Source organism: Anaerococcus faecalis (assembly GCF_013371425.1).
GTDB lineage: Bacteria > Bacillota > Clostridia > Tissierellales > Peptoniphilaceae > Anaerococcus > Anaerococcus porci.
In genome coordinates, this window is sequence record NZ_JABVBA010000001.1 from 191,452 (window position 1) to 214,585 (window position 23,134).

22 protein-coding genes are annotated in these 23,134 nt (G+C 27.2%); 15 read left to right on the forward strand and 7 right to left on the reverse strand.

Annotated features, from left to right (window positions below):
• Positions 1 to 4: 4 nt before the first annotated feature.
• The 8 genes from ftsY to rny all read left to right on the forward strand — a co-directional run bounded on the left by ftsY (position 5) and on the right by rny (position 9,447).
• A complete protein-coding gene (gene ftsY / locus HV819_RS00935; RefSeq protein WP_154538786.1) occupies positions 5 to 1,099 on the forward strand; it encodes a signal recognition particle-docking protein FtsY in 1,095 nt (364 codons plus the stop codon).
• A 130-nt stretch (positions 1,100 to 1,229) separates the two neighbouring features.
• Entirely contained in the window at positions 1,230 to 1,997 is a 768-nt protein-coding gene (gene rpsB, locus HV819_RS00940) for a 30S ribosomal protein S2 (protein WP_154538785.1), read from the forward strand.
• Between the two features lie 13 nt (positions 1,998 to 2,010).
• Entirely contained in the window at positions 2,011 to 2,682 is a 672-nt protein-coding gene (gene tsf, locus HV819_RS00945) for a translation elongation factor Ts (protein WP_176269322.1), read from the forward strand.
• A 154-nt stretch (positions 2,683 to 2,836) separates the two neighbouring features.
• Positions 2,837 to 3,748, forward strand: a complete 912-nt coding sequence (gene cysK, locus HV819_RS00950) for a cysteine synthase A (RefSeq protein WP_176269323.1) — start codon at positions 2,837 to 2,839, stop codon at positions 3,746 to 3,748.
• Positions 3,748 to 4,281: a serine O-acetyltransferase EpsC gene (epsC, locus tag HV819_RS00955; protein ID WP_154538782.1), complete on the forward strand. Its 534-nt coding sequence runs from the start codon at positions 3,748 to 3,750 to the stop codon at positions 4,279 to 4,281. Before cysK ends, epsC begins: the two co-directional genes overlap by 1 nt.
• A 78-nt stretch (positions 4,282 to 4,359) precedes the next feature.
• Positions 4,360 to 6,108: an ABC transporter ATP-binding protein gene (locus tag HV819_RS00960; RefSeq protein WP_154538781.1), complete on the forward strand. Its 1,749-nt coding sequence runs from the start codon at positions 4,360 to 4,362 to the stop codon at positions 6,106 to 6,108.
• The gene (locus tag HV819_RS00965) at positions 6,086 to 7,825 is read left to right on the forward strand and encodes an ABC transporter ATP-binding protein (protein ID WP_407926324.1); all 1,740 of its coding nucleotides are present in this window, start codon (positions 6,086 to 6,088) and stop codon (positions 7,823 to 7,825) included. The genes HV819_RS00960 and HV819_RS00965 overlap by 23 nt, the downstream gene beginning before the upstream one ends.
• An 83-nt stretch (positions 7,826 to 7,908) precedes the next feature.
• Positions 7,909 to 9,447: a ribonuclease Y gene (gene rny / locus HV819_RS00970; protein WP_154538779.1), complete on the forward strand. Its 1,539-nt coding sequence runs from the start codon at positions 7,909 to 7,911 to the stop codon at positions 9,445 to 9,447.
• A 23-nt stretch (positions 9,448 to 9,470) separates the two neighbouring features.
• Here the strand turns inward: rny and HV819_RS11820 are convergent, their stop codons facing one another.
• Entirely contained in the window at positions 9,471 to 9,671 is a 201-nt protein-coding gene (locus HV819_RS11820; protein ID WP_176269399.1) for a transposase, read from the reverse strand.
• A 379-nt stretch (positions 9,672 to 10,050) separates the two neighbouring features.
• Between HV819_RS11820 and HV819_RS00980 the strand changes: the two genes are divergently transcribed.
• From HV819_RS00980 to HV819_RS01000, 5 genes are all read left to right on the forward strand, one after another.
• Positions 10,051 to 10,398 carry a hypothetical protein gene (locus HV819_RS00980; RefSeq protein ID WP_154538778.1) on the forward strand — a complete coding sequence of 116 codons (348 nt, stop codon included), beginning with the start codon at positions 10,051 to 10,053 and terminating at the stop codon, positions 10,396 to 10,398.
• A gap of 79 nt (positions 10,399 to 10,477) precedes the next feature.
• Positions 10,478 to 10,732: a hypothetical protein gene (locus HV819_RS00985; RefSeq protein WP_176269324.1), complete on the forward strand. Its 255-nt coding sequence runs from the start codon at positions 10,478 to 10,480 to the stop codon at positions 10,730 to 10,732.
• The gene (locus HV819_RS00990; RefSeq protein WP_176269325.1) at positions 10,732 to 11,787 is read left to right on the forward strand and encodes a glycoside hydrolase family 73 protein; all 1,056 of its coding nucleotides are present in this window, start codon (positions 10,732 to 10,734) and stop codon (positions 11,785 to 11,787) included. The genes HV819_RS00985 and HV819_RS00990 overlap by 1 nt, the downstream gene beginning before the upstream one ends.
• Before the next feature lie 102 nt (positions 11,788 to 11,889).
• Positions 11,890 to 12,198, forward strand: a complete 309-nt coding sequence (locus HV819_RS00995; protein ID WP_176269400.1) for a peptidoglycan amidohydrolase family protein — start codon at positions 11,890 to 11,892, stop codon at positions 12,196 to 12,198.
• A gap of 372 nt (positions 12,199 to 12,570) precedes the next feature.
• Positions 12,571 to 13,563: a tyrosine recombinase XerC gene (locus HV819_RS01000; protein ID WP_154538773.1), complete on the forward strand. Its 993-nt coding sequence runs from the start codon at positions 12,571 to 12,573 to the stop codon at positions 13,561 to 13,563.
• A 163-nt stretch (positions 13,564 to 13,726) separates the two neighbouring features.
• Here the strand turns inward: HV819_RS01000 and HV819_RS01005 are convergent, their stop codons facing one another.
• The 6 genes from HV819_RS01005 to dut form a co-directional block, all read right to left on the reverse strand.
• Complete coding sequence (locus tag HV819_RS01005; RefSeq protein WP_154538772.1) at positions 13,727 to 15,016, reverse strand: methionine gamma-lyase family protein; 1,290 nt, start codon at positions 15,014 to 15,016, stop codon at positions 13,727 to 13,729.
• On the reverse strand, positions 15,006 to 15,947 hold the full coding sequence (gene miaA, locus HV819_RS01010) for a tRNA (adenosine(37)-N6)-dimethylallyltransferase MiaA (RefSeq protein WP_154538771.1): 942 nt from the start codon (positions 15,945 to 15,947) through the stop codon (positions 15,006 to 15,008). The genes HV819_RS01005 and miaA overlap by 11 nt, the downstream gene beginning before the upstream one ends.
• Positions 15,937 to 17,748: a DNA mismatch repair endonuclease MutL gene (gene mutL, locus HV819_RS01015; protein ID WP_154538770.1), complete on the reverse strand. Its 1,812-nt coding sequence runs from the start codon at positions 17,746 to 17,748 to the stop codon at positions 15,937 to 15,939. The genes miaA and mutL overlap by 11 nt, the downstream gene beginning before the upstream one ends.
• A complete protein-coding gene (mutS, locus tag HV819_RS01020) occupies positions 17,748 to 20,366 on the reverse strand; it encodes a DNA mismatch repair protein MutS (RefSeq protein WP_176269326.1) in 2,619 nt (872 codons plus the stop codon). The genes mutL and mutS overlap by 1 nt, the downstream gene beginning before the upstream one ends.
• A 73-nt stretch (positions 20,367 to 20,439) precedes the next feature.
• Positions 20,440 to 20,979: an oxidoreductase gene (locus HV819_RS01025; RefSeq protein ID WP_154538768.1), complete on the reverse strand. Its 540-nt coding sequence runs from the start codon at positions 20,977 to 20,979 to the stop codon at positions 20,440 to 20,442.
• Positions 20,979 to 21,407: a dUTP diphosphatase gene (gene dut, locus HV819_RS01030; protein ID WP_154538767.1), complete on the reverse strand. Its 429-nt coding sequence runs from the start codon at positions 21,405 to 21,407 to the stop codon at positions 20,979 to 20,981. The genes HV819_RS01025 and dut overlap by 1 nt, the downstream gene beginning before the upstream one ends.
• 159 nt (positions 21,408 to 21,566) lie before the next feature.
• On the opposite strand from dut, the gene pepT reads away from it, so the two are divergent.
• Positions 21,567 to 22,796, forward strand: a complete 1,230-nt coding sequence (pepT, locus tag HV819_RS01035) for a peptidase T (protein WP_154538766.1) — start codon at positions 21,567 to 21,569, stop codon at positions 22,794 to 22,796.
• A 66-nt stretch (positions 22,797 to 22,862) separates the two neighbouring features.
• Entirely contained in the window at positions 22,863 to 23,099 is a 237-nt protein-coding gene (locus tag HV819_RS01040; protein ID WP_154538765.1) for an elastin-binding protein EbpS, read from the forward strand.
• Positions 23,100 to 23,134: the final 35 nt, after the last annotated feature.

Here is a 23,134-nt window from a genome sequence, read left to right on the forward strand (position 1 = left end):
ATAAATGTTTGATTTTTTTAGAAAGAAAAAAGCTGATGAATGTAAAGAAGAAAAGTATATAGAAAAAGAAAATGTATATAAGAATGATAAGCTAAATGAAGAAGAAAATAAAGAAAAGTTAGAAAAAGACTTAATATTAAATCAAAAAAATATTGAAAATACATCAGATGATGTCGAAGAAAATCTGGGCTTTTTTGCAAAAATATCAAAAGGTCTTTCAAAAACCCGTGAACAATTTTCATCACAATTAAAAAATATATTTACTGCAAATGTAAAAATAGATGATGATTTATATGAAGAATTAGAAGAGATTCTTATATCTTCTGATATAGGAATGAAATCTACTATTGAAATAGTAGACAATCTTAAGTTTGAAATAAAGGCTAGATCTATTAAAGAACCTGAAAAAATATTTCCTCTACTAAAAGAAATTATGATAGCAAAACTTGATGAAAAAAATCTTGATAATTCATTAAATATTAAGGATAATGAGTTGACCGTGATATTAGTTATAGGAGTTAATGGAGTTGGAAAAACAACTACAATAGGTAAGCTTGCTAATAATCTTGAAAAACAAGGCAAGAAAGTAATCCTGGCAGCTGCAGATACCTTTAGGGCCGCAGCAATTGAACAATTAGATTCATGGGCAAAAGAGTCTAACACTCCTATGATATCTCATAAAGAAGGATCAGACCCATCAGCTGTAATTTTTGACGCAATTCAGTCTGCAAAGTCAAATAAATATGATGTTTTGATATGCGATACAGCTGGAAGACTTCATAATAAGAAAAACCTTATGAATGAATTAGAAAAAATTAATAGAACAATATCAACCCATGCTAATAAAGCCAATAAGGAAACTTTACTAATTTTAGATGCTACTACAGGTCAAAATGCTATTAGTCAACTTAGAGAATTTAAAAATGTATGCGATATAACTGGTTTAATACTTACAAAACTTGATGGAACTGCCAAGGGTGGAGTAATATTTCCGCTTCAAGTTGAACTTGAGGTTCCTGTTAAGTATATAGGATTAGGTGAGGGAATTAATAACCTAGAAAAATTTGATTCTAAGTCTTTTGTTGAAAGTATGTTCTAAATGCTTGTTTTTTAAAAAAACTTGTAGTATACTAAATAAGTACTATGCACATCTTTTGATAGATCTACGTTGCCAAATAGGTTTATGGTCTAGTTGAAAAAGATGGAAGATAATAAACGGAGGTAATAATATGACAGTAGTATCAATGAAAAAATTATTAGAAGCTGGTGTACACTTTGGACATCAAACAAGAAGATGGAATCCTAAGATGAAAAAATTCATCTTCACTGAAAGAAATGGAATCTACATTATAGATTTACAAAAAACAGCTGTTCAAATTGAAAAAGCTTATAAAATTATTAGAGATACAGCAGCTGAAGGTGGAAATATACTATTTGTAGGTACAAAAAAACAAGCACAAGACTCAATTGAACAAGAAGCTAAAAGATGTGGTCAATTTTATGTATCTAACAGATGGTTAGGTGGCATGCTAACTAATTTCAATACTATTAGAAATAGTGTAAATAAACTTAAAAAATATGAAATGATGGAAGAAGATGGAACTTTTGATCTTTTACCAAAAAAAGAAGTTTTACAATTCAATAAAGAAATGGATAAACTAGAGAAAAATCTTGGTGGTATCAAAGAAATGGAAGAACTACCAGATGTATTATTTGTAGTCGATCCATCAAATGAGCAAATAGCTGTTCATGAGGCGAAAATTTTAGGAATCCCTGTTATTTCAATTGTAGACACAAATTGTGATCCAGATGTTGTTGATTTAGCAATTCCTGGAAATGATGATGCAATTAGGGCAGTTAAACTTATCACATCACTTATGGCGGATGCAGTTATCGAAGGAAATCAAGGTAACGAATTTGAAATAAATGAAGAAGATTTCGAAGAATTAGATGATGAAATCGAAGATAATGAAGAAGCTGAATCTGAAGAAGAATAATTAATAGGAGGATATGATGGCAGTAACTGCAAAATTAGTAAAAGAATTAAGAGATAAAACAGGCGCTGGAATGATGGATTGTAAGAAAGCTTTAACTGAAACAGATGGTGATATAGATAAGGCGATAAAATTACTTAAAGAAAAAGGACAAGCTACTTTAGATAAAAAAGCTGATAGAATAGCTGCTGAGGGGGTTATTGGTTCTTATATCCATAATAATAAAATTGGTGTTATAGTTGAAATTAATACTGAAACAGACTTTTCTGCTAATACCGATTCTGTAAAAGAATTTGCTAGAAATATAGCTATGCATATAGCTGCTTTAAATCCTTTATATGTTTCAGAAGAAGATGCCGATGAAAAAGATGTTGCAGAGCAAAAAGAAATACTTATCAACCAAGCTTTGAATGAGGCTAATGATAATATGCCACAAGATAAAAAAGAAATGATAGCTCATAAAAAGGTTGAAGGAAGACTTAAAAAATATTTCAAAGATGTTTGCTTACTAGATCAACAATATATAAAAAATCCCGATTTAACAGTAGAGCAATATCTAAGAGATACAGCTAATAATGTAGGGGAAAATATTAAAATCAGAAGATTTGCAAGATTTGAAGTTGGCGAAGGTTTAGAGAAAAAAGAAGAAAACTTTGCAGACGAAGTTCAAAGTCAAATCAAGGGTTAATAAATTTCTTTAAAGAAGGCAAATGCCTTCTTTTTTTAAAAAAATTAATCTCTAGTAAAATACTATGAATATTGTTTTCTAATTGAAAAGGAATAATATTATAATATAATACTAACAAGTGTCAAATAATTAAATAAAATAATAAGGAGTTTATATGACGATTTATAAAAATAGCAAAGCATTAATAGGGAAAACTCCCTTACTAAAGCTTAAATCTCTTGAAAAAGAGGGAAGAGCTGATATATATGTAAAAGTTGAAAAAAACAATTTGGCTGGATCTATTAAAGATAGGATTGCTCTTTATATGATAGAAGAGGCTGAAAAGTTAGGAAAGCTTAGAGAAGGTTATACAATTGTAGAACCAACAAGTGGAAATACAGGCGTTGCACTAGCTGCTCTTGCTGCAACTAAGGGATATAAGTGTATTTTAACAATGCCTGCTTCGATGAGTGAAGAAAGATCTAAACTTGCAGAAGCTTATGGAGCTGAAGTTATAAGAACGACAGAAGGAGCTCTTCAAGGTGCTGTTAATAAGGCTAAGGAACTATCTAAAAAAGACGGGTATTTTATGCCAGATCAATTTTCAAATCCTGCAAATATAAAAGCTCATTATGAAACAACAGCAGTTGAGATTTTAGATGAATTAACACCTGATGCATTTATTGCTGGAGTAGGTACAGGTGGAACTGTATCAGGTGTAGGAAAAAGAATTAAGGAAGTAAATGAAAATGCACAAGTTTATGCAATTGAACCTGCAGAAAGTCCATTACTTTCTGGAGGAAAAGCTTCAGCACATAAGATTCAAGGAATAGGTGGTAATTTTATTCCTAAAAATTTAAATTATGATATCCTAGATGGAATTGTTGATGTTAAAAGTGATGAAGCTATAAATATGTCAAGACAACTTGCAAAAGATGAGGCTTTAGCTGTAGGCATTTCTTCAGGAGCAAATGTTGTAGGTGCTATAAAAATAGCTGACAAGTTAGGTGAAGGAAAAAAAGTTGTAACTGTATTACCTGATACAGGTGAAAGATATTTATCAACTAAATTATATGAATTAAAATAATGACATTTGAAGATTACAAAAATGAATTAATTAAAACTGCTTTAGCTAAAGATCCTGCTTTAAAATCTGAGGATGAGGCAATTAATTTTTCTCCTGGAATAAGAGCTTTATTAGCACATTACAAGGCTCATAATCTATATATGAGTGGAGAATTTGCTAAAGCAGATGAAATTAGCTTGAAATCTAGGATGGAAACAGGAATAGAAATCCATCCTGGTGCTAAAATTGGTAGAAGATGTTACATCGATCATGGAATGGGTGTAGTTATTGGCGAGACTGCTGAGATAGGTGATGATGTATTGATGTATCACGGTGTAACTTTAGGAGGTTTAGTCAATAAAAGAGTAAAAAGACATCCAAGTGTCGGAAATAATGTTTTAATTGGTGCAGGAGCAGTTATTTTAGGGAATATAAAAATTGGAAATAACTGTAAGATTGGTGCTAATGCAGTTGTATTAGAAGATGTGCCTGATGATTGCACAGCGGTTGGAGTACCAGCCCAAATTATAAAACATAAAAAATATAATAAATGATAGGCTGCTGCTAAATAAAATTATATGGTTTAACTTTTAATCCATGTGTATTTGCGGCAGCTTTTTTAAGGAGAATATATGTTTAAAAAATTCAAGTGGTTTATAGATTATTATAAAAAAAATTATATAATAGGCATAATATTTCTTTTGTTAAGTGATGTAGTATCACTATTTTTACCTTATATTATAGGCAAATTAATAGATTTAATTTATAATAAGGGCATAGATTTTGATAAATTTATAAAAATTGTTATATTCACATTTTTTGTAGTAATTATAAAGTATTTTCTAGCAATGGGATGGTCATACAATGTTTTTAAAGCTAGCGGAAGTATTGAATACTTAACTCGAAATAAATTAATGAACAAATTTTTACGTCAATCACAAGAATTTTTTGAGAATAATTCAACTGGTTCATTAATGGGAAAATCTACAAATGATATACAACAAATTTCCATTATGGCAGGTTATGGTACTTTGTCATTAATTGATTCTACAATTCTTCCTTTAAGCGTAATTATAGTTATGATAGTAACCGTCGATTTAAAGCTTACAATATTTTCTATATTACCCATACCTTTTATAGCTTTTGCATATTTTAAAATTGGAAAGAGAATTTATGATAAGTCAATTAAAGTAAATAAGTCGTTTGATAAACTTAACGATAATGTATTAGAAGATGCTGAAGGTATTAGAATTATTAAGGTTTTTAACTTGGAAGATAAGAGAAGAAAAATGTTTTATAAAAATGCGGATAAATTAGCTGAAAACAATATAAATCTTGCTAAGTACCAGGCTTTACTTGCTCCTGTAGAAAGAATAATTACTTCTATAACTTTCATAATAGCTATATCCTATGGATCATATATGATATATACATCAAAGTTAAGTATTGGGCAAATTGTATCTTTTACTTATTATTTAAATATGCTTGTTTGGCCAATGTATGCCTTAGGAGATTTTATAAACTTAAAGCAACAAGCCAGTGCATCAATGGATAGAATAGAAGAAACTTTAAATTACAAAGAGGAAATTTCAGATTCATCTAATAAAATAGATGCTGGTGAAAACATAGATATATTGTTCGACGAGCATAATTTTAAATATCCTAGCTCAAAAGATTATATTTTAAATAGAATAAATTTAAGTATTAAAAATAATAAATCCTTAGGAATACTTGGAAAAACTTCTTCTGGTAAAACCACATTAATAAAACAACTATTAGACCTATATAAAGTAGATAAAACTAGTATTTATATAGGTAAATATACAGCTTCAGATACTTCTTTTAAACTATTAAAAGAAAAAATTGGATATGTACCACAACAACATATGATTTTTTCGGATACTTTAAAAAATAATATTTTATTTTCAAATGAAAAAGCTAGTGAAAAAGACTTAAATAAAGCAATAGAGATGGCTGACTTTAAAAAGGATATAGAGGAATTTCCTGAAGGGTTAGAAACAATGACAGGAGAAAATGGCATCTCTTTATCAGGTGGTCAAAAGCAAAGATTATCTATAGCAAGAGCTATTCTTAAAAATCCTGAAATTCTAATATTAGATGATGCTATGAGTGCTGTAGATGCTAATACCGAGAAAAACATATTGGCTAATTTAAAAAAATACAGAAATAATAAAACCACAATAATTATTGCACATAGGATAAGTCAAGTACAAGACTGTGATAATATAATAGTTTTAGAAAATGGAAAGATAGTAGAACAAGGTAATCATGAACATTTAATAAAAGATAATACATGGTATAAAAGACAGTATTTAAAACAAATTATGGGTGATGAAATTGAAGAATATAGTAAAAAATAAAAGCATAAATAAGCTTAAAGATTATGCCCTATTAGAGAAAAAATATTTATTTATAGGCTTTATATTTTCGTTTTTGAGGACATTTTTAGAAATACTAGGTCCTATGATTATAGCCTATATAATAAATAATATATTTATCTCTAATATAACAAAAAATGATTTTAAAACTATAGCCTTATTATTGAATATTTATCTTATTATATTTGTATTATCGGGAATTCTATTAAATAGATCTAAAGTTTATTTTCAAATAAGCGCTAATAAAATTGCAGCAAGAGTTCAAAAAGATGTTTATGACAAAGTTTCAAACTTTCCTATTTCTTATTTTGATAATCTTCCTGCGGGTAAAATAGCATCTCGTGTAACTAATGATACAAATAAATTAAAAACTATGTTTCAACTATTGTTTTCTGATATAGCAAATGCATTTATATTAGCTGTTGGTTTATATATAACCTTATTTTTTACTGATACTATTGCAGCTTTAATGCTTTTAATACTAGTTCCTTTTGTGTACATCATTTTTAAAACATATTTAAATAAAACATATGTATATACAAAGAAAATAAAAAAGTATACAGCAGATATAAATGCTAAAATAAATGAATATATCCATAACATGGAAATAATTCAAGTTTTTAATAAAGAAAAATATATGTATGACAAATTTGAAAATGTTAATAAATCAATATTTGATATTAACATAAAATTATCAAAATTAAGATCTTATTCTGGTTATAGAGCAATGGATGTTATACAATATCTGGCTATTATTATAGTTATGCTTTATTTTGGTATAGGTTCAATTACCAATATATATACAGTAACAATAGGCTCATTATATATGGCAATAGATTATACAACAAAAATATTTAATAATATTAATACTATAATAATGAGGTTTGGCGATATAGAAGATGCCTTATCTTCAGCTAACCATATTTTTGAATTATTGGATAGGAAATCTTTAAAAAAACTTGGAAAACATAAAATTGATTTAAATAAAGATATAGAATTCAAAAATATATACTTTGCCTATAAAGAAAATGATATTATAAAAAATCTATCTTTAAAAGTCAAAAGTGGAACTTCTATTGCATTTATTGGTCAAACCGGATCTGGAAAGTCTACTATAATAAATCTTTTACTAAATTTTTATTCTCCAAGAAAAGGAACAATTGAAATAGGTGGTGTAAATATATCTAGTATAAATAGAGATGATTTGAGAAAGGATATGGCTGTCGTTCTTCAAGATTCATTCTTATTTAAAGATACAATCAGAGAAAATATAAGTATGGGAGATGATTTTTCAACATCAGAAATAATAAAAGCTTTAAAAACTGTTGGTGGTGAAAAAATTATAAAGCGAGGAATTGACAGTGAAATACTCGAAAATGGTTCTAATTTAAGTCAAGGTGAAAAACAGCTTATATCTTTTGCGAGGGCCTATATAAGAGATCCTAAGCTATTGATTCTTGATGAAGCAACTTCAAATATAGATACTGAGACTGAGCAAATAATTCAAAATGGAATAAATAAGCTCAAAAAAGATAGAACCACTTTTATTATCGCACATAGGCTTTCAACTATTAAAGACGTAGATAAAATCATAGTTTTATATAATGGTCAAATTCTAGAAGAAGGAAATCATAATGAGTTAATGAGAAGAAATGGCTATTATAAGAAAATGTATCTACAACAAATGAAAGATGAGTAATCTAAAAAAACTTTTTCGAATAATTATAAATTTATGATATAATAAATACCAGGATGAGAATCCAAAATTTAGGAGGTGATTAAATGGATTTTTTAAAAATTATTCTATCTGTCGCCTTCATTATGTTAGCTTTTTTTATAGGCTATCTTTATCGTAAAAAAATAGGTGAATCAAAAATTTCTTCGGCAGAAGAATTATCTCAAAGAATTATAAATGATGCAAATAGAGATGCTGAGTCCCTAAAAAACAAGGCACTGATGAGTGCAAAAGATGAAATTTCAAAAATAAAATTGCAAGCTGAAAAAGAAATTAATAAAAAAAATAATGAGCTAGCAGTTAAAGAAAGTCATCTTTTAAAAAAGGAAGAAAGTCTAGATAGCAGATCCTTATTAATTGATAAGAAATCTGATGAAATCTCTAGCGACCAAAAAAAGTTAAAGCAAAAAGAAGACAGAATTGAAAAACTAATTGAAGAGCAAGAGGTAAAGTTACAAGATATAGCTGGACTTACTATAAGTGAAGCTAAAGAAATTTTACTTCAAAGCTTAAAAGAAGATGTAGTTCATGAATCAGCAAAAATCATTAAAGAGTATGAAGAAAAGACCAAAAATGAAAGTAAAAAAATAGCTGCTGATATAATTGCAACTACTATTCAAAGATATGCGGCTGACGAGATAGCAGAAAATACTGTTACAGTTGTTTCCTTACCAAACGATGAAATGAAAGGCCGTATAATCGGTAGAGAAGGTAGAAATATTAGAGCGTTTGAACAATTATCTGGAACAGATCTTATTATAGATGATACTCCAGAAGCTGTTGTTATCTCTGCCTTTGAACCAATAAGAAGAGAAATAGCTAAAGTAGCATTAGAAAGATTAATACTTGATGGTAGGATAAATCCATCTAGGATTGAAGAGATGCTAATAAAAGCTGAAGATGAAGTTGAACAAAGAATAATTGAAGATGGACAAGCTGCTATAGAGGAGGTTGGAATTCATAACCTACATCCTCAACTTGTAAGACTACTAGGAAAGCTAAAATTCAGAACTTCATATGGACAAAATGTGTTAAAGCATTCCATAGAAGTTGCAAAAATAGCCGGAATGCTTGCTACAGAACTAGGTATAGATCCTAGAGATTCTATAAGAGGTGGATTACTACATGATATAGGAAAAGCAATTGATCATGAAGTAGAAGGAACTCATATATCTATAGGTGTCGAAGCTGCTAAAAAATATGGTGAAAATAAGAATGTTATAAATTGTATAGAATCTCATCATGGAGATGTAGAAGCATTTTGTATAGAGGCTATACTAGTTCAAGCATCTGATACAATTTCAGCAGCAAGACCAGGAGCAAGAAGGGAAAGTTTAGAAAATTACATTAAGAGACTTGAAAACTTAGAAGAAATAGCTAATTCATTTGATGGTATAGAAAAATCATTTGCTGTACAAGCAGGTAGAGAATTAAGAGTTATGATTCAACCAGAAAAAATTTCTGATGATTCTATGGTTGTAATTGCTAGAGAAATTGCACAAAAAATAGAAAATGAATTAGAATATCCAGGTCAAATAAAGGTTAATGTAATTAGAGAATCAAAAGCAATTGAATATGCAAAATAAAAAAGGTTCTTTGTCAAATAGTGTTAGTAGATAAAATAAACACAATCAAAAACCGGGAAGTAGAATATACTACTTCCCGGTTTTTGATTTCTTAAAACTAAATTCATAATTACAAAAATTCTAATCCTAAAATTGACAAAAGATCTAAAACCAAAAGCAATACGCTTAATAGCCTTAATAAAATTTTTAATTACCTCAATAGCATTATCAGAATATTCATAAATAAATACATCTTAAAAAATATTATCTTTAATATAAATAATTAAATATACTTATTTTTTTCATTAATAAATTGTATTAGTAAAATTATCATTTACTTTAACCAGCACGATTTATTATAGAGCTAACAAAAATGGATATAGCTATCTTTTTTAATTTATATAGTTTACAAAAAAGTAATAAAAATATACAATATGCTCAAATATCTTTGAAAAATGCCGACTTTATGGCTTGACTAAATTAATAAATATATATAATTATAATAATAGTAATATAAGGAGAAGTAAATGAGACAAAATAAGAACAAAAATATTACAAAGATAATAAGTGGTGCCTTAGTATTATTATTAGCTAGTGGTGGATTAGAATTTAATTCTCAAGCGAGTGGGTGAGAATGTAATCGCTGAAGGTGACAATATTATAGTTGATAATAGAGAAACGGAAAGCACAAAAGTTGAAGATATTAATAGTGTATTAGATAATACCGGAAATATAGATAAAATTAAAACAGAAGAAAAAAAAGATAATAGTAAAGTTAATGATTTATTAAAAAATTTTAATAGTAAAATTTCGGAAGTTAAAGCTATTACTGATCCAGAAGCTGGATTTAACGAAGAGTTTAAAAATAGAGCGAGAGCATTATTAAATAAATATGAAAGTTCCATTGGTACAAACTCTAGTGAAAGCGAAATAAATGCTACAATTGATGAACTTCAACTTACTATAAGTTAAGAAGGCAGCAATTTTATAAATATTCAAGATACTAAAGAAAAAGTAGTTGACGAGGAAGAAAATAATAGTCAAGCTGTTAATGAAAAAGATAATACTGAAACAAACGACGAAAAAAACTAACGAGTCATTAACTGAAGATAAAAAGGCTGAGTCAAAAGAAGAAAAAACTGAAAAAAATGAACAAGTAGAAAGTAAGAAAGAAGAAAAGGTTGAAGATAAAAAAGAAAATACCGAAAATAAACTTCCTTACTCTAATAAAACAGAATTTATTGACTTTTTATCTAAATTAAATATTCAGATAAGGCCAAGAATAAAAATATCTTCCCTAGCGTAATGATAGGTCAAGCTATACTTGAGTCAGCAAATGGTACTTCAAAACTAGCTACTGAAGACTATAATATTTTCGGGATAAAATCCACAGATAAGACTGAAGGTAAAAGCTATAAAACAGAAGAATTTAAAGATGGAAAACTAATAAAAACTACTGATAAGTTTAAACAGTATGATTCTTTTGAAGATGCAATAAATTATTACCTAGATCTTCTAAATAGGGGAACTTATGCTAAACATAAAGTAGCTGAAGCAAAAACTGCTAAAGAACAATTAGAACGCATAAAGGTAGCAGGTTATGCTACTGATCTAAATTATGTAACAAAAGTTTTGAATAGAATTAAAGAAGAAAATCTAGAAAAATTTGATATTGGGTTTAAAGAAAATCTTGATGATAAAAAGGCTGAAACTTTTAAAGAAGAATCTGAGAGAGATGATAAAAACAATAAAACAGATCAAGCTATGGATAATTCTAAAACACAAGCAGATCAAGAAGAGAAAAACTTAGTAAATAAAGATAAATTAGCTGATGAAATTAATAAAATCAAAATTTTATTAAAAGATGGATCTTGGACAAAAGAATCAGGTCAAAATGCAGAAAAAATTATTAAAGAAGTTGAAGAAACTTTATTAAAAGAAAATTTAACATCTAAAGAATATGATAAGCTTAAGGATGAATTAAATAATATTCAAATTAATATTTTAAAAAAAGCCAATGATGCTGAAGTAGTTACCTATTATATGCAAGGAAACAAGGCTTATAAAAAATATAATAATAACAAGACAGAGCTTGCAAAAAATGAATGGTTAAAAATAGGCGGAAAAGATTATAGAGCTAATTCAAATGGAAACCTTATGTTTGGTGTTCATAAAATTGGCAACTACTATTATAACCTTACTGAAAATGGTTTAGCTAAAGATTATAAAACATTTTTTGCTCACAACGGATATGATGGAGCTGGTAGGCTGTATAGTTTCGATAAATCTGGAAAGGGTGAACTTATTTCGAATAGTTATATACCTAAAAAAGATTTAGATGTGACAATTGGCTGGATGTGAACTTTAATTATGAATATGATATGAGTTATCCTAATAGAGACAAAATTGAATATGCAGACTGTTCGTCAGCTGTTTATAGAGCTATGAAACAATGGCGGCTTTATTTCGAAAAATACTCCTAACGGAAATACAGAAACTTTGTTTGAGTTAGGAAGACGCGGGCAAGTTTTAAGACAAATTTCAGAAAATCAAATAAGGTATGGTGATATATTTGTTGCGGGTGTACCAGGAAGATCACTAGGTGCTGGCGGACATACAGGATTTATCTTAGATAAGAATACAATAATTCACTGTAACTGGGCTGACAGAGGTATATCTATAACTCCTAGAAAAGGAAGAATGGGAGATAATAAGTATCCTGTTAGATACTATAGATTAGTAGGTGGAAAATCTACAAAGTATAATATATAAACTTAAACTCAACCATAATTTTATTTGGTTGAGTTGTTTTTTTTAAAAAAAATAAAGGCGTAGTATATATATTAAGTATGGATCAAAATATAAAATCGCTTAAAACGCAAAATAGAGATTCGAAAATCAGCTGATTTATAAGTAGAGGAATAATAATTAGAAAATACAAAAAAGTAAGAAAAAATAAAGTAGAATTTATAATCAAAATATAAAGACCATATATAAATAAGTTAAAATTATTTGAAAAGGTAATAGATTTATGGATGAAATTTATTGCACAAAATAATAATTTTGTGCAATAAATTGAAAAATGCTTAATTTTATGTTATAATTACTATTATAATAGAATAAAATCAAGAACGGAGTTTTAAAATGAAAATAAATTCACCCCTTATACTTACGGATTATTTAAACTATTTAAAATCAATAAGAGGTTTATCAAATAAAACTATAAGTGAATATAATTATGACCTTATCAACTTTATTTCATTTGTGATTTTAAGAAAAAGCTATTTTGGAAATAAAGAAAAATTTGAAAAAGATTTATCAAATAATAAAGTTGATTCTAATAAGATATTTACAGCGGAATTTATAAGTTCTATAACAGTTCAAGATATGTATTCTTATATTAGCTTTCTTGACAACATACTCGATGACAATGCTTCAACAAGATCGAGAAAGATTTCTGCTCTCAGGTCATTCTATAAATATTTAAGTCAAGAAATCGAAATTATTGACAATAATATAACAGAAAAACTCAGAAACCCAAAGATTCAAAAAAGACAGCCTGTCTACCTCACTTTAAACGAAACAGAGAAGTTGCTTGAAGTTGTAGGCAAAGAAAAAAATGAATTTCTCAAAAATAGAGATTTGGCAATTGTTTTTACTTTTCTAACAACTGGTATGCGTCTATCAGAACTTGTTAGTATTAATTTAAGTGATATAAAAGATGATCATTTTAATATAGTTGGGAAAGGAAATAAAGAAAGAACAATATATTTAACAAATAATTGTATAGATTTAATAGAAAATTATATAATGATACGTAACAATTATTTAAAAAATATTAAGACTGATGCCTTGTTCATATCAACACGAAAAAAAAGAATATCCAATAGAGCTGTCCAATCTACAATAGATAAATATCTTAAAAAAGCTGGTTTTGATACTAATATTTATTCTACACATAAATTAAGGCATACTGCAGCAACCTTAATGTATAAATATGGTAATGTTGATATCCGAGCTTTAAAAGACATTCTAGGACATGAAAGTGTATCAACTACACAAATATATACCCACCTTGATGATGAAGACTTAAAAAAAGCTGTTAATAAAAATCCCTTGTCGAATCTTGAGATATAAAATTCTAATAATCTTTATATATTTTACATAAAGAAGTTTTAGAGTATTAGTAAATAGAATAAATTTCTCAATTTAATCTACTTTTAATAGCTAACAATCCCATCCTAATATATAATTTTATCTAGTTTAGCATATTTTAAATTATTAATACTCTGAAATATCTTTATAAACTTATTTCTTTTTTATTTAATAAATTATTTTTAAGAAATTTATCTAGTACATTCATCAAGGCTAATTTACCATGATATTTATTAAGCCCACCTTGTAAGTAAACTATATACGGTTCTCTTAAAGGCCCATCACAAGATAGCTCTGATGTGGCTCCTTCTATAAATCCTCCTGACGACATTATTACAGGATCTTGGTATCCAGGCATATCATCTGGTATTGGAGTTAAATTAGCATCAACGCTGCATGATTCTTGAATTGCTTTTGCAAATAACTTTAGTTTATCACTATCATTGAGTATTATAGACTGAACAATATCGCTTCTCGGGTCATTTACCTTTGGTATAACTTCATAAGAAAGGTTTGTGAAAGATTTGGCAAATAATAAATTTACTTTTATTGACTCTATTGTTGTATGAGGAGAAAAGTATAAACCTTGTAATACACTTCTAGTAGTTCCAAAACTCAATCCTTCATCTTTTCCTATCCCAGGTGCTGTAAGAGTATTTGAGCAATATTCAATCAAGTTTTTTTTGCCAGATATGTATCCTCCAGTTAAAGCTATACCACCCCCCATATTCTTAATAAGAGAACCTGCAATTATATCAGCTCCTACTTCTATTGGTTCCTTAATTTCTGTAAATTCTCCATAACAGTTATCTATAAATATAATTACATTATTATTTACTTCACGTATTATACTTATAGCTTTCTTAATTTCACCTATTGTGAAAGCTCTTCTATTCGTATATCCTGTAGATCTTTGAATCATGACTATTTTTGTATCATAATCTAGCTTATCTTTTATCTTCTCATATTGAATACTTGTTCCATTTTTTAAATCTATTTTGTCATATTTAATTCCTTTAGATAAGAGATTTCCCTTTTTATTTCCCTTTATTCCAATAACTTGTTGTAAAGTATCATAAGGGTCACCAGTAATGGACAATAATTTATCATTATAATTTAAAAGTGCATATAAAACTATAGATATAGCATGAGTGCCTGAAACTATATTTGGTCTTACCAATGAATCTTCTGCTTTAAATATTGTAGAAAAGATATCCTCACATTTCTCTCTTCCTATGTCTGCATATCCATAACCTGTAGCAGAATTAAAATCCATAGTAGATAAGTTATTTTCTTTAAAAGAATTTAAGACTTTAATTTGATTGAATTCACTAATTTTATTTAAATCATCAAACTTCCCATTGAGAGATTTATCTATATTATCTACATATTTTACTATAAAATTATCTATATTATAAAAATTACTATAAATCATATTTCTCCTTAATATATTCATATATTTTTCCAATGTTTAAATTTTCCTTATAAATCAAATCAGAAAAATCATAATTTAAATATTTTTTCATCCAAGTTATTTGCCTTTTCGCGTAATGTCTAGTATTCTTTTGTATTTCATCTATTAGCCTATTTTTATCTATTTCTTTACTTAAATAAGGAAAGAATTCCTTATATCCGATAGCTTGTAGTGATTTTGAATTCCTATTAAGGTTATAATATTTTAAAATCCTCATAAATTCATCTTCTAGACCTTCATCAAACATTTTTAAAACTCTAGCATTTATTTTTTTATAAAGAACATTTCTATCTTTATAGTTTAAAAAAATCAATAGAGGATCTATATCTTCATTTAGTTTTCTAGATCCTTTCCTAATTTGACTAGGTTTTTTTCCAGATAATTTATATGTTTCGAGAGCCCTTATTATTCTATTTTTCTCATTTGGATGATATTTTATAGATTCATTAGGATCTATTTCTTTTAATTTTTCATAAATATAATTATTTCCTTTTTCTTCAGCTAATTTGTTATAATATTTCCTTATACTTTCATCTTTTTTTGCAATTCCATAGTTCATATTAAATAATATTGAGTCAATATAAAATCCTGTTCCTCCAACAACTATGGGTATCTTATTTTCTTTATTAATTTTTCTTATTAACTTTCTTGCACTTTCTTTGAATTCATTTACGGAATATTCTTCATTAGGTTCTCTAATATCCAAAAAATAATGGTTAATACTATCCATATCATGTTTATTAATTTTATTAGTACCAATATTCATTTTCTTATATATTTGTTGACTATCTGCCGATATTATTTCGCCATTAAATTTTTTTGCAATCTTTATAGCTAAATCACTTTTCCCACTCGCTGTAGGTCCAGTAATTATGATTACCTTATCTTTCAAAATATTTCTCCATTTCACTTTCAGATATACTGATTAATATAGTCTTACCATCAAATGTTTTATAAGGATTATCAAGCTTATTTAAACCATTAATGAGTTCATTAGCCTCATCTTCATTAATCCTATCACCTTTCTTAAAACTTATATTATTTATTATTTTTGATATTTTATCATAAAATAAATCTTCATCATTAAAGTTTAAATCTAAAAGTTCATAGAAAAAGTTGATTTTTTCAGGTATATCAAAAATCAGAGGTAAAGATCTTATAATAAGCTTATCTGATGAAAATTCCTCAATATCAAAACCTAATTTTTTAAATAAATCTTTATTTTCTATATATTTACTATAATCATTTATATTTATTTTCATAATAATAGGATCTAATAACTGTTGAGAAACTATTTCTTGATTTTTAAAATCTTTTATATATTTTTCAAATTTTAGCCTTTGCTCAGCACGCCTATGATTTAATAATAAGAGTTTATCATTATATTCAAATAAAGAATATTTTCCAAATAATGAAGATTTATAGATTATTTTACTTATATCAAAAATATTTTGTTTTACTAATTTGCTTTCTTCGTGACTATTAATACTTTCTTGGATATAATTATCTTCCATATTAGTAATATTATTTTCTGATTCTACATCCTTTTTATTAAAGAAATTATAAAAATATTGACTGTTATAATTATCTTCTTTAACTATACTAGAATCATTGATTTTATTATAAGCATTTAAGATGTCACTATAATCTTCATAGAAATTTAGTTCTTTAGATTTTTCATTTTTAATTTTTATTTCTTTACTTGATACATTTTCTATGACTTTTTTTCCTATATTTTCTTTTATTAGAGAAAGAAGCTCATCTTCGTATGAAAGTTTTATTTCTCTTTTATTAGGGTGAATATTGACATCTACATTATTAGAGTTTGTATTTATAAAGATAAAAAATGCTGGATATCTTGAATTTGGTATAAGTCCACTGTAGGTATCTTCAATAGAATTGCTTATTTTTTTGTATTCAACCAATCTATTATTAATAAAGATATATTGTAATGATCTATTTCCCCTATAGTAATTAATGCTTGAAGTGTATCCACTTATCTCATATAAGTTATTTTTTATTTCTAAATGAATTAACTCATCTTTTAGATTTTCATCAATTAAATTATAGATTTTACTTATTAAATTTTGATTTTCTAATGTATGAAAGATAAATCTATCATCTTTTATAAATTTAAAAGAAATACCATCATAACCCAAAGCAAAAGCATGGATAAGCCTACTTATCCTATTTGATTCTCTTATATCACTTGCTAAAAATTTTCTCCTTACAGGAATATTCTTAAATAAATTATATACTTCAATACTGGTACCTATATTGGTTGCTATAGATGATTTATGAATAAGCTTATTGTTTTTATAGACTACTTTTTTACCAACCTTGCTATTTTTTGTACATGATATTAAAGTAAGATCAGCACAAGCTAAAATAGAAGAAAGAGCCTCACCCCTAAATCCTAAAGTAAATATATTATATAAATCATCAAATGTATTTATTTTTGACGTAGCATGCCTTTTAAATGCAAGTTCTAATTCATATTCTTCAATACCTGTGCCATCATCGGTGACTCTGATATAAGATTTACCACCATTCTTAATTTCAACAACTATATTCTTTGCCTTGGCATCAATTGAGTTTTCAACCAATTCTTTTACAATTGATAGTGGAGATTCAATTACTTCTCCTGCTGCAATTTTTTCGATTGTATTTTTATCAAGTTGAACTATTGCCATTATAGCTCCCTAACCTTTATAATTAATTTATTTAAAATATTTATAGCCTCTAGTGGGGTTAAATCATTTATATTAATATTTTTGCAAAAAGATTTGATATCATTAATTTTCCTATTTTTTATATTACTTAAAGTTTCTTTTATATTTTCTTTTGAATTTCTACTTATATTAGAAATAGACTTATTATCATCAATTTTTGCCATAAATATTTTAGCATTTTCTATTACTTCTTCTGGTAGACCCGACATTTTAGCCACTTCAATACCATAAGACCTATCTGACTTGCCTCTTGAAATCTTTCTTAAAAAAACTAGGGAATTATTCTCTTCAAGGATATCAATTTTAAGATTAACTACATTTCTAAGCTCGTTTTCTAGAATTGTCAATTCATGAAAATGAGTCGCAAATACTGTCTTTATTCTTTTTTTCTTACTTAAGTACTCTACAAGACTCATTGCAATTGATAAACCATCATCAGAACTTGTTCCCCTTCCTACTTCATCTAAAATAATAAATGAGCTCTCAGTTGCATTTTTTAATATATTACTTACCTCATTCATTTCTAACATAAAGGTAGATTCACCTTTAGAGATATTGTCACTTGCCCCAATTCTTGTAAATACTTTATCACATATAGATATCTCAGCTTTGTCACATGGTACAAAGGAACCTATTTGAGCAAGTATAATAATTATAGCCATCTGCCTCATATAAGTAGATTTACCTGCCATATTAGGTCCTGTTATAATTTGGATTAAGTTATCTTCTTCTCCTATATCTGTATCATTTGCAATAAATTCATTTTCTTTAAGATTTTTTTCTATGACTGGATGGCGACCATTTATAATCTTAATGATATTATCATTTCTCATTATAGGCTTAGTGTAATTATTTTCCCTTGCAAGCTTACTCAAAGAGTTTAATGCGTCTATAATTGCTATTAACTTAGACAAGTATTGGAGTTTTTTCGTATTTTCTAAAATAAAATCTCTAAGTTCATTAAAAATTTCATATTCAAGCTCATTTATCATATCGCTTGAGCCTAATATCAAATTAGATAATTCTTCTAATCTTTCAGTTGTATATCTTTCTTGATTTTTTAGGGTTTGTTTTCTTATATAGCTTTTTGGAACCATATTTATAAAAGACTTAGTTACTTCAATAGAATAACCACTATTTTTATTGTAGTTAATTTTTAATTTTTTAATACCCGTTTTTTCTCTTTCACTTACCTCATATTCAAGGAGATCTTTTTCAGCAGATTCTGATTCAAGCTTTAACTTATCTAGCTTATCATTAAAATTATCCTTTATGATGCCTCCGTCAGTTATAGATATAGGAGGATTATTAACTACAGCTTTTTCTAAAATTTCATAAATATTTCCAATATCTGGTATTATATTAGCTAAGTCCTTATATGCCTTATTATTTAGATTAGATAAATATATTTTAAATTCCGGTATATTCCTTAATGACGATTTTAATGAAATCATATCTCTAGCATTTGCTCTTTGATAGGAAATTTTTCCCACAATTCTTTCTAAATCATATATATCATCTAAAAAATAAGTGATTTTTTCTGAAACATCTCTATTTGAGAAAAGATATTCAACCATATCAAGCCTTTTTTCAATCTTTTCTTTTTCAATTAATGGTCTTTCAAGCCATTCATTTAAAAGTCTTGAACCCATTACTGTATCCGCCTTGTCAATAAGCTTTATTATAGAGTTTTCCTTGCCTTTTTTATCTATATTATTGTGAAGTTCTAAGTTACGTCTAGTATTTGCATCAAGCTCCATATATGAATCAATTTCAAGAAGCTCTATTTCATTTAAGTGAGCTAGATTTTCATTATGAAATTTGTAAATATAGCTTAAAAGATTTGAACAAGCTACAAGTGCGATTCTTAAGTTATTAATTTTACTATAATTAATATCACCAAGATGTTCTCTTACATTTTGGATAAAATCTTCAAAGTTATTATTATCATCTATTTTATTTATTAGAATACTAGGATTTAAATCCAAATATTCTCTGAATTTTTTGTTTTTAAAATTTGAATTTATAAGTATTTCTGAAGGAGAAATTTTTTCGACTTCATCTATAAGCTTGTTTCCAGTAATATCAATTTTATTTCTTATTTCAAAGCATACTAATTTTCCTGTTGATATATCAGAAAAGCATGCTCCAATACCAAATTTATTTTCATATAACGAAAGAAGATAGTTATTTTCTTTTTTATTAAGAGAGTCTAGATCAACTATAGTACCGGGACTAATAACTCTTGTTATAGCCCTTTTTACTAACCCTTTTGCTTTTTTGGGATCTTCAACTTGATCACATAAGGCCACTTTATGTCCTTTTTTTACTAATTTATTTACATAAGTATCAATTACATGATGGGGTACTCCACACATTGGTGCTCTTTTATCATGACCACATTCTTTTCCTGTTAGTGCTAATTGAAGTACTTTGCTAATAGTAATGGCATCATCAAAAAAAGCTTCATAGAAATCACCAACCCTATATAATAGGACTGAATCATTAAAGTTTTTTTTGACATCTACATAGTGTTTGAGCATAGGAGTTAGTTTTTCGTATTTAAACTCATTATTCATATTATCACATCCTTAATCAATTATATCATATTGATCTATCTTCTAAAATAAATAACCCATGACTAGTCATGAGTTATTTTATATTAATTATTTTTACATTTTTAATCCATTTATTGGCATCTTTTTGCTGTTTATCTACTACATAGAATACACCTAATTTTTTATCAAAATCTATATTAGCTTTATTAATAGTTTTATAAACAAGATAAACTCTATCAACTTCAAGTGCACTTTCTAGAGCTATACTAGTTTTGTTTCCCTTACCATCTATAAATTCAATAATATTATTTAAATTAGGATCTATATCTACTTTGTTTATTAGTCTATCAAGTGACAGCCCTTCAATATCTATAACTACATCACTATGTTGATTTATTTTTGAATTTTGACCACCCATTTTTCTTATATCTCTAAGGCTAAGTGAAGTGATTTCATTATCTTTATTTTTTATTACTATCATTTCATTGTCATATTTGGATAAGTTTTTATTAGAAATATTATCTATAATATTTGCTAGAAGAAAAACTGCAAATATTATGGCAATTATAATTAAGATAATGTTATACTTATTTTTATTAAAATTTTTTTTGATTGAATTTTTCTTCTTTCTCATTATTTCCCTGTTGAGCCTATTCCTCTTTCTCCCCTACTTGTTTCACTTAATTGGTCAACCTTATTTATTCTAACTCTTTCATAAGGTTGAATTATTAATTGAGCAAGCCTTTCTCCCTTTTTTATAACTTGAGTTTCTTTGCCAAAGTTATAGAAAAATAACTTAATCTCTCCTCTATAATCACTATCTATTATACCAGTAGAATTTGCAAGCATTAAGTTTCTTTTTACACCAGTTGAAGATCTTGGATATATCGCTGCAAAATATCCCTCAGGTATTTCTATCTTTAGACCTGTATCTATACATTTTGTTTCACCGCTTTTAATGATTACATCCTCATCATTAAATCCATATATATCCATACCAGCTGAGGATGCTGTTTTATATTCTGGTAATTTATTTTCAGTTTTAATATTCAAATCTTTCATTTAATCAACCCCTATAATCATAATCTATAATTAATTTTACCATAAATCCCAATTTTTAAAAAATAAGAAAAATCAAGAATTTTCAAGTTATAAAGCATTTAGAAACTGCTTTTATCAAATTATAAATTAGTAGTATAATTAGTATTGAAAGGAGTTAATATGACAGATATTTGTAATAGGTTTTTAAAATATATAGCTATTGATACTAAGAGCAATCCGGAAAAAGCTTCAGAGATTAAACCTACAAGTGAGGGTCAACTTGAATTAGCAAAAGTTTTAAAAGATGAATTAAGAGATTTGGGACTTGAATCTACTATAAATGAGGAGGGGTTTCTTTTTTCGACTTTAAAAGCTAATATTGATAAAGACTTACCAAAAGTTGGATTCATTGCCCATATGGACACTTCACCAGAAATGGATGGGAAAATTGTAGATCCGCAAATTATCAAATATAAAGGTGGAGATATTAAACTAAATGATAATATTTACCTAAAGACTAGTGAATTCCCTGTATTAGATAATTTAGTAGGTAAAACCTTAATAACAACTAGAGGTAAATCGCTCCTAGGTGCTGATGATAAAGCTGGTATAGCTGCAATTATGAACGCATTAGAATTTTTAGTAAATAATCCAGAGATTAAGCATGGAGATATAAAAATTGCCTTTACACCCGATGAAGAGATTGGAACAGGTTGTGATAGCTTTGATGTATGTAGTTTTGGAGCTGATTTTGCTTATACTATAGACGGAGGTAGATTGGGTGAATTGGAATATGAATCGTTTAATGCTGCCGATGCAAAAATTTATATTAAAGGTAAGTCAGTGCATCCTGGTACTGCAAAAAACACTATGATAAATTCTATCAGCCTTGCGAAAGAATTAGATGATATGTTAGGTCAAGTACAAAGACCTGAGCATACAGAAGGATATGAAGGATTTTATCATATGGTCTCTATAAAAGGTAGTGTAGAAGATACTCAATTAAACTATATAATAAGAGATTTTAATAAAGACGAATTTCAAATTAAGAAAGCTTTTTTATCAGATTGTATAGAATTTTTAAACAAAAAATATAACAATAATATAAAACTTGATTTAAGTGATACTTATTATAATATGGGAGATATTTTAAAAGACAAACAAGAAATAATAGATTATGCAAGAAAAGCTATGGAAAATCTTGGAATAGAAGTTATCTGTCAACCTATAAGGGGTGGTACTGATGGCTCAAAATTATCTTTTATGGGTCTACCATGTCCTAATATTTTTACAGGAGGATATAATTTTCATGGTATATATGAATTTATTCCAATAGAAGATATGGAGATGGCAAGTAAAGTTATTGTAGAAATTACAAAAGAAATTAGTAAAAATAATAAAGTGATATAAATCTCACCTTAATGGGTATAAATGTAATATTGAAGATTCTAATTAATATTTATAAAGGAGATTTTTATGACAGATAAAAAAGTAACAAATGCCAATCAATATAAAGGTGATGAAGAACTTGATAAAAAAGTTAGAGAAGAAAATAAAGAACAAGGTGGAGAATCATTAGATAAAAAACATAATGCAGACCAAGAAAATCTTAGAACTATATCAGATGAAGCTGATGAAAACTCTAACGTTGGAGTAGAAGCTAGAAGAACAAGATCAGATTTTTCTGAAAATCCATCTAAAGACAAAGAATAAGCATTAAAATAAGCAACAATTCTTTAAAAATGGCT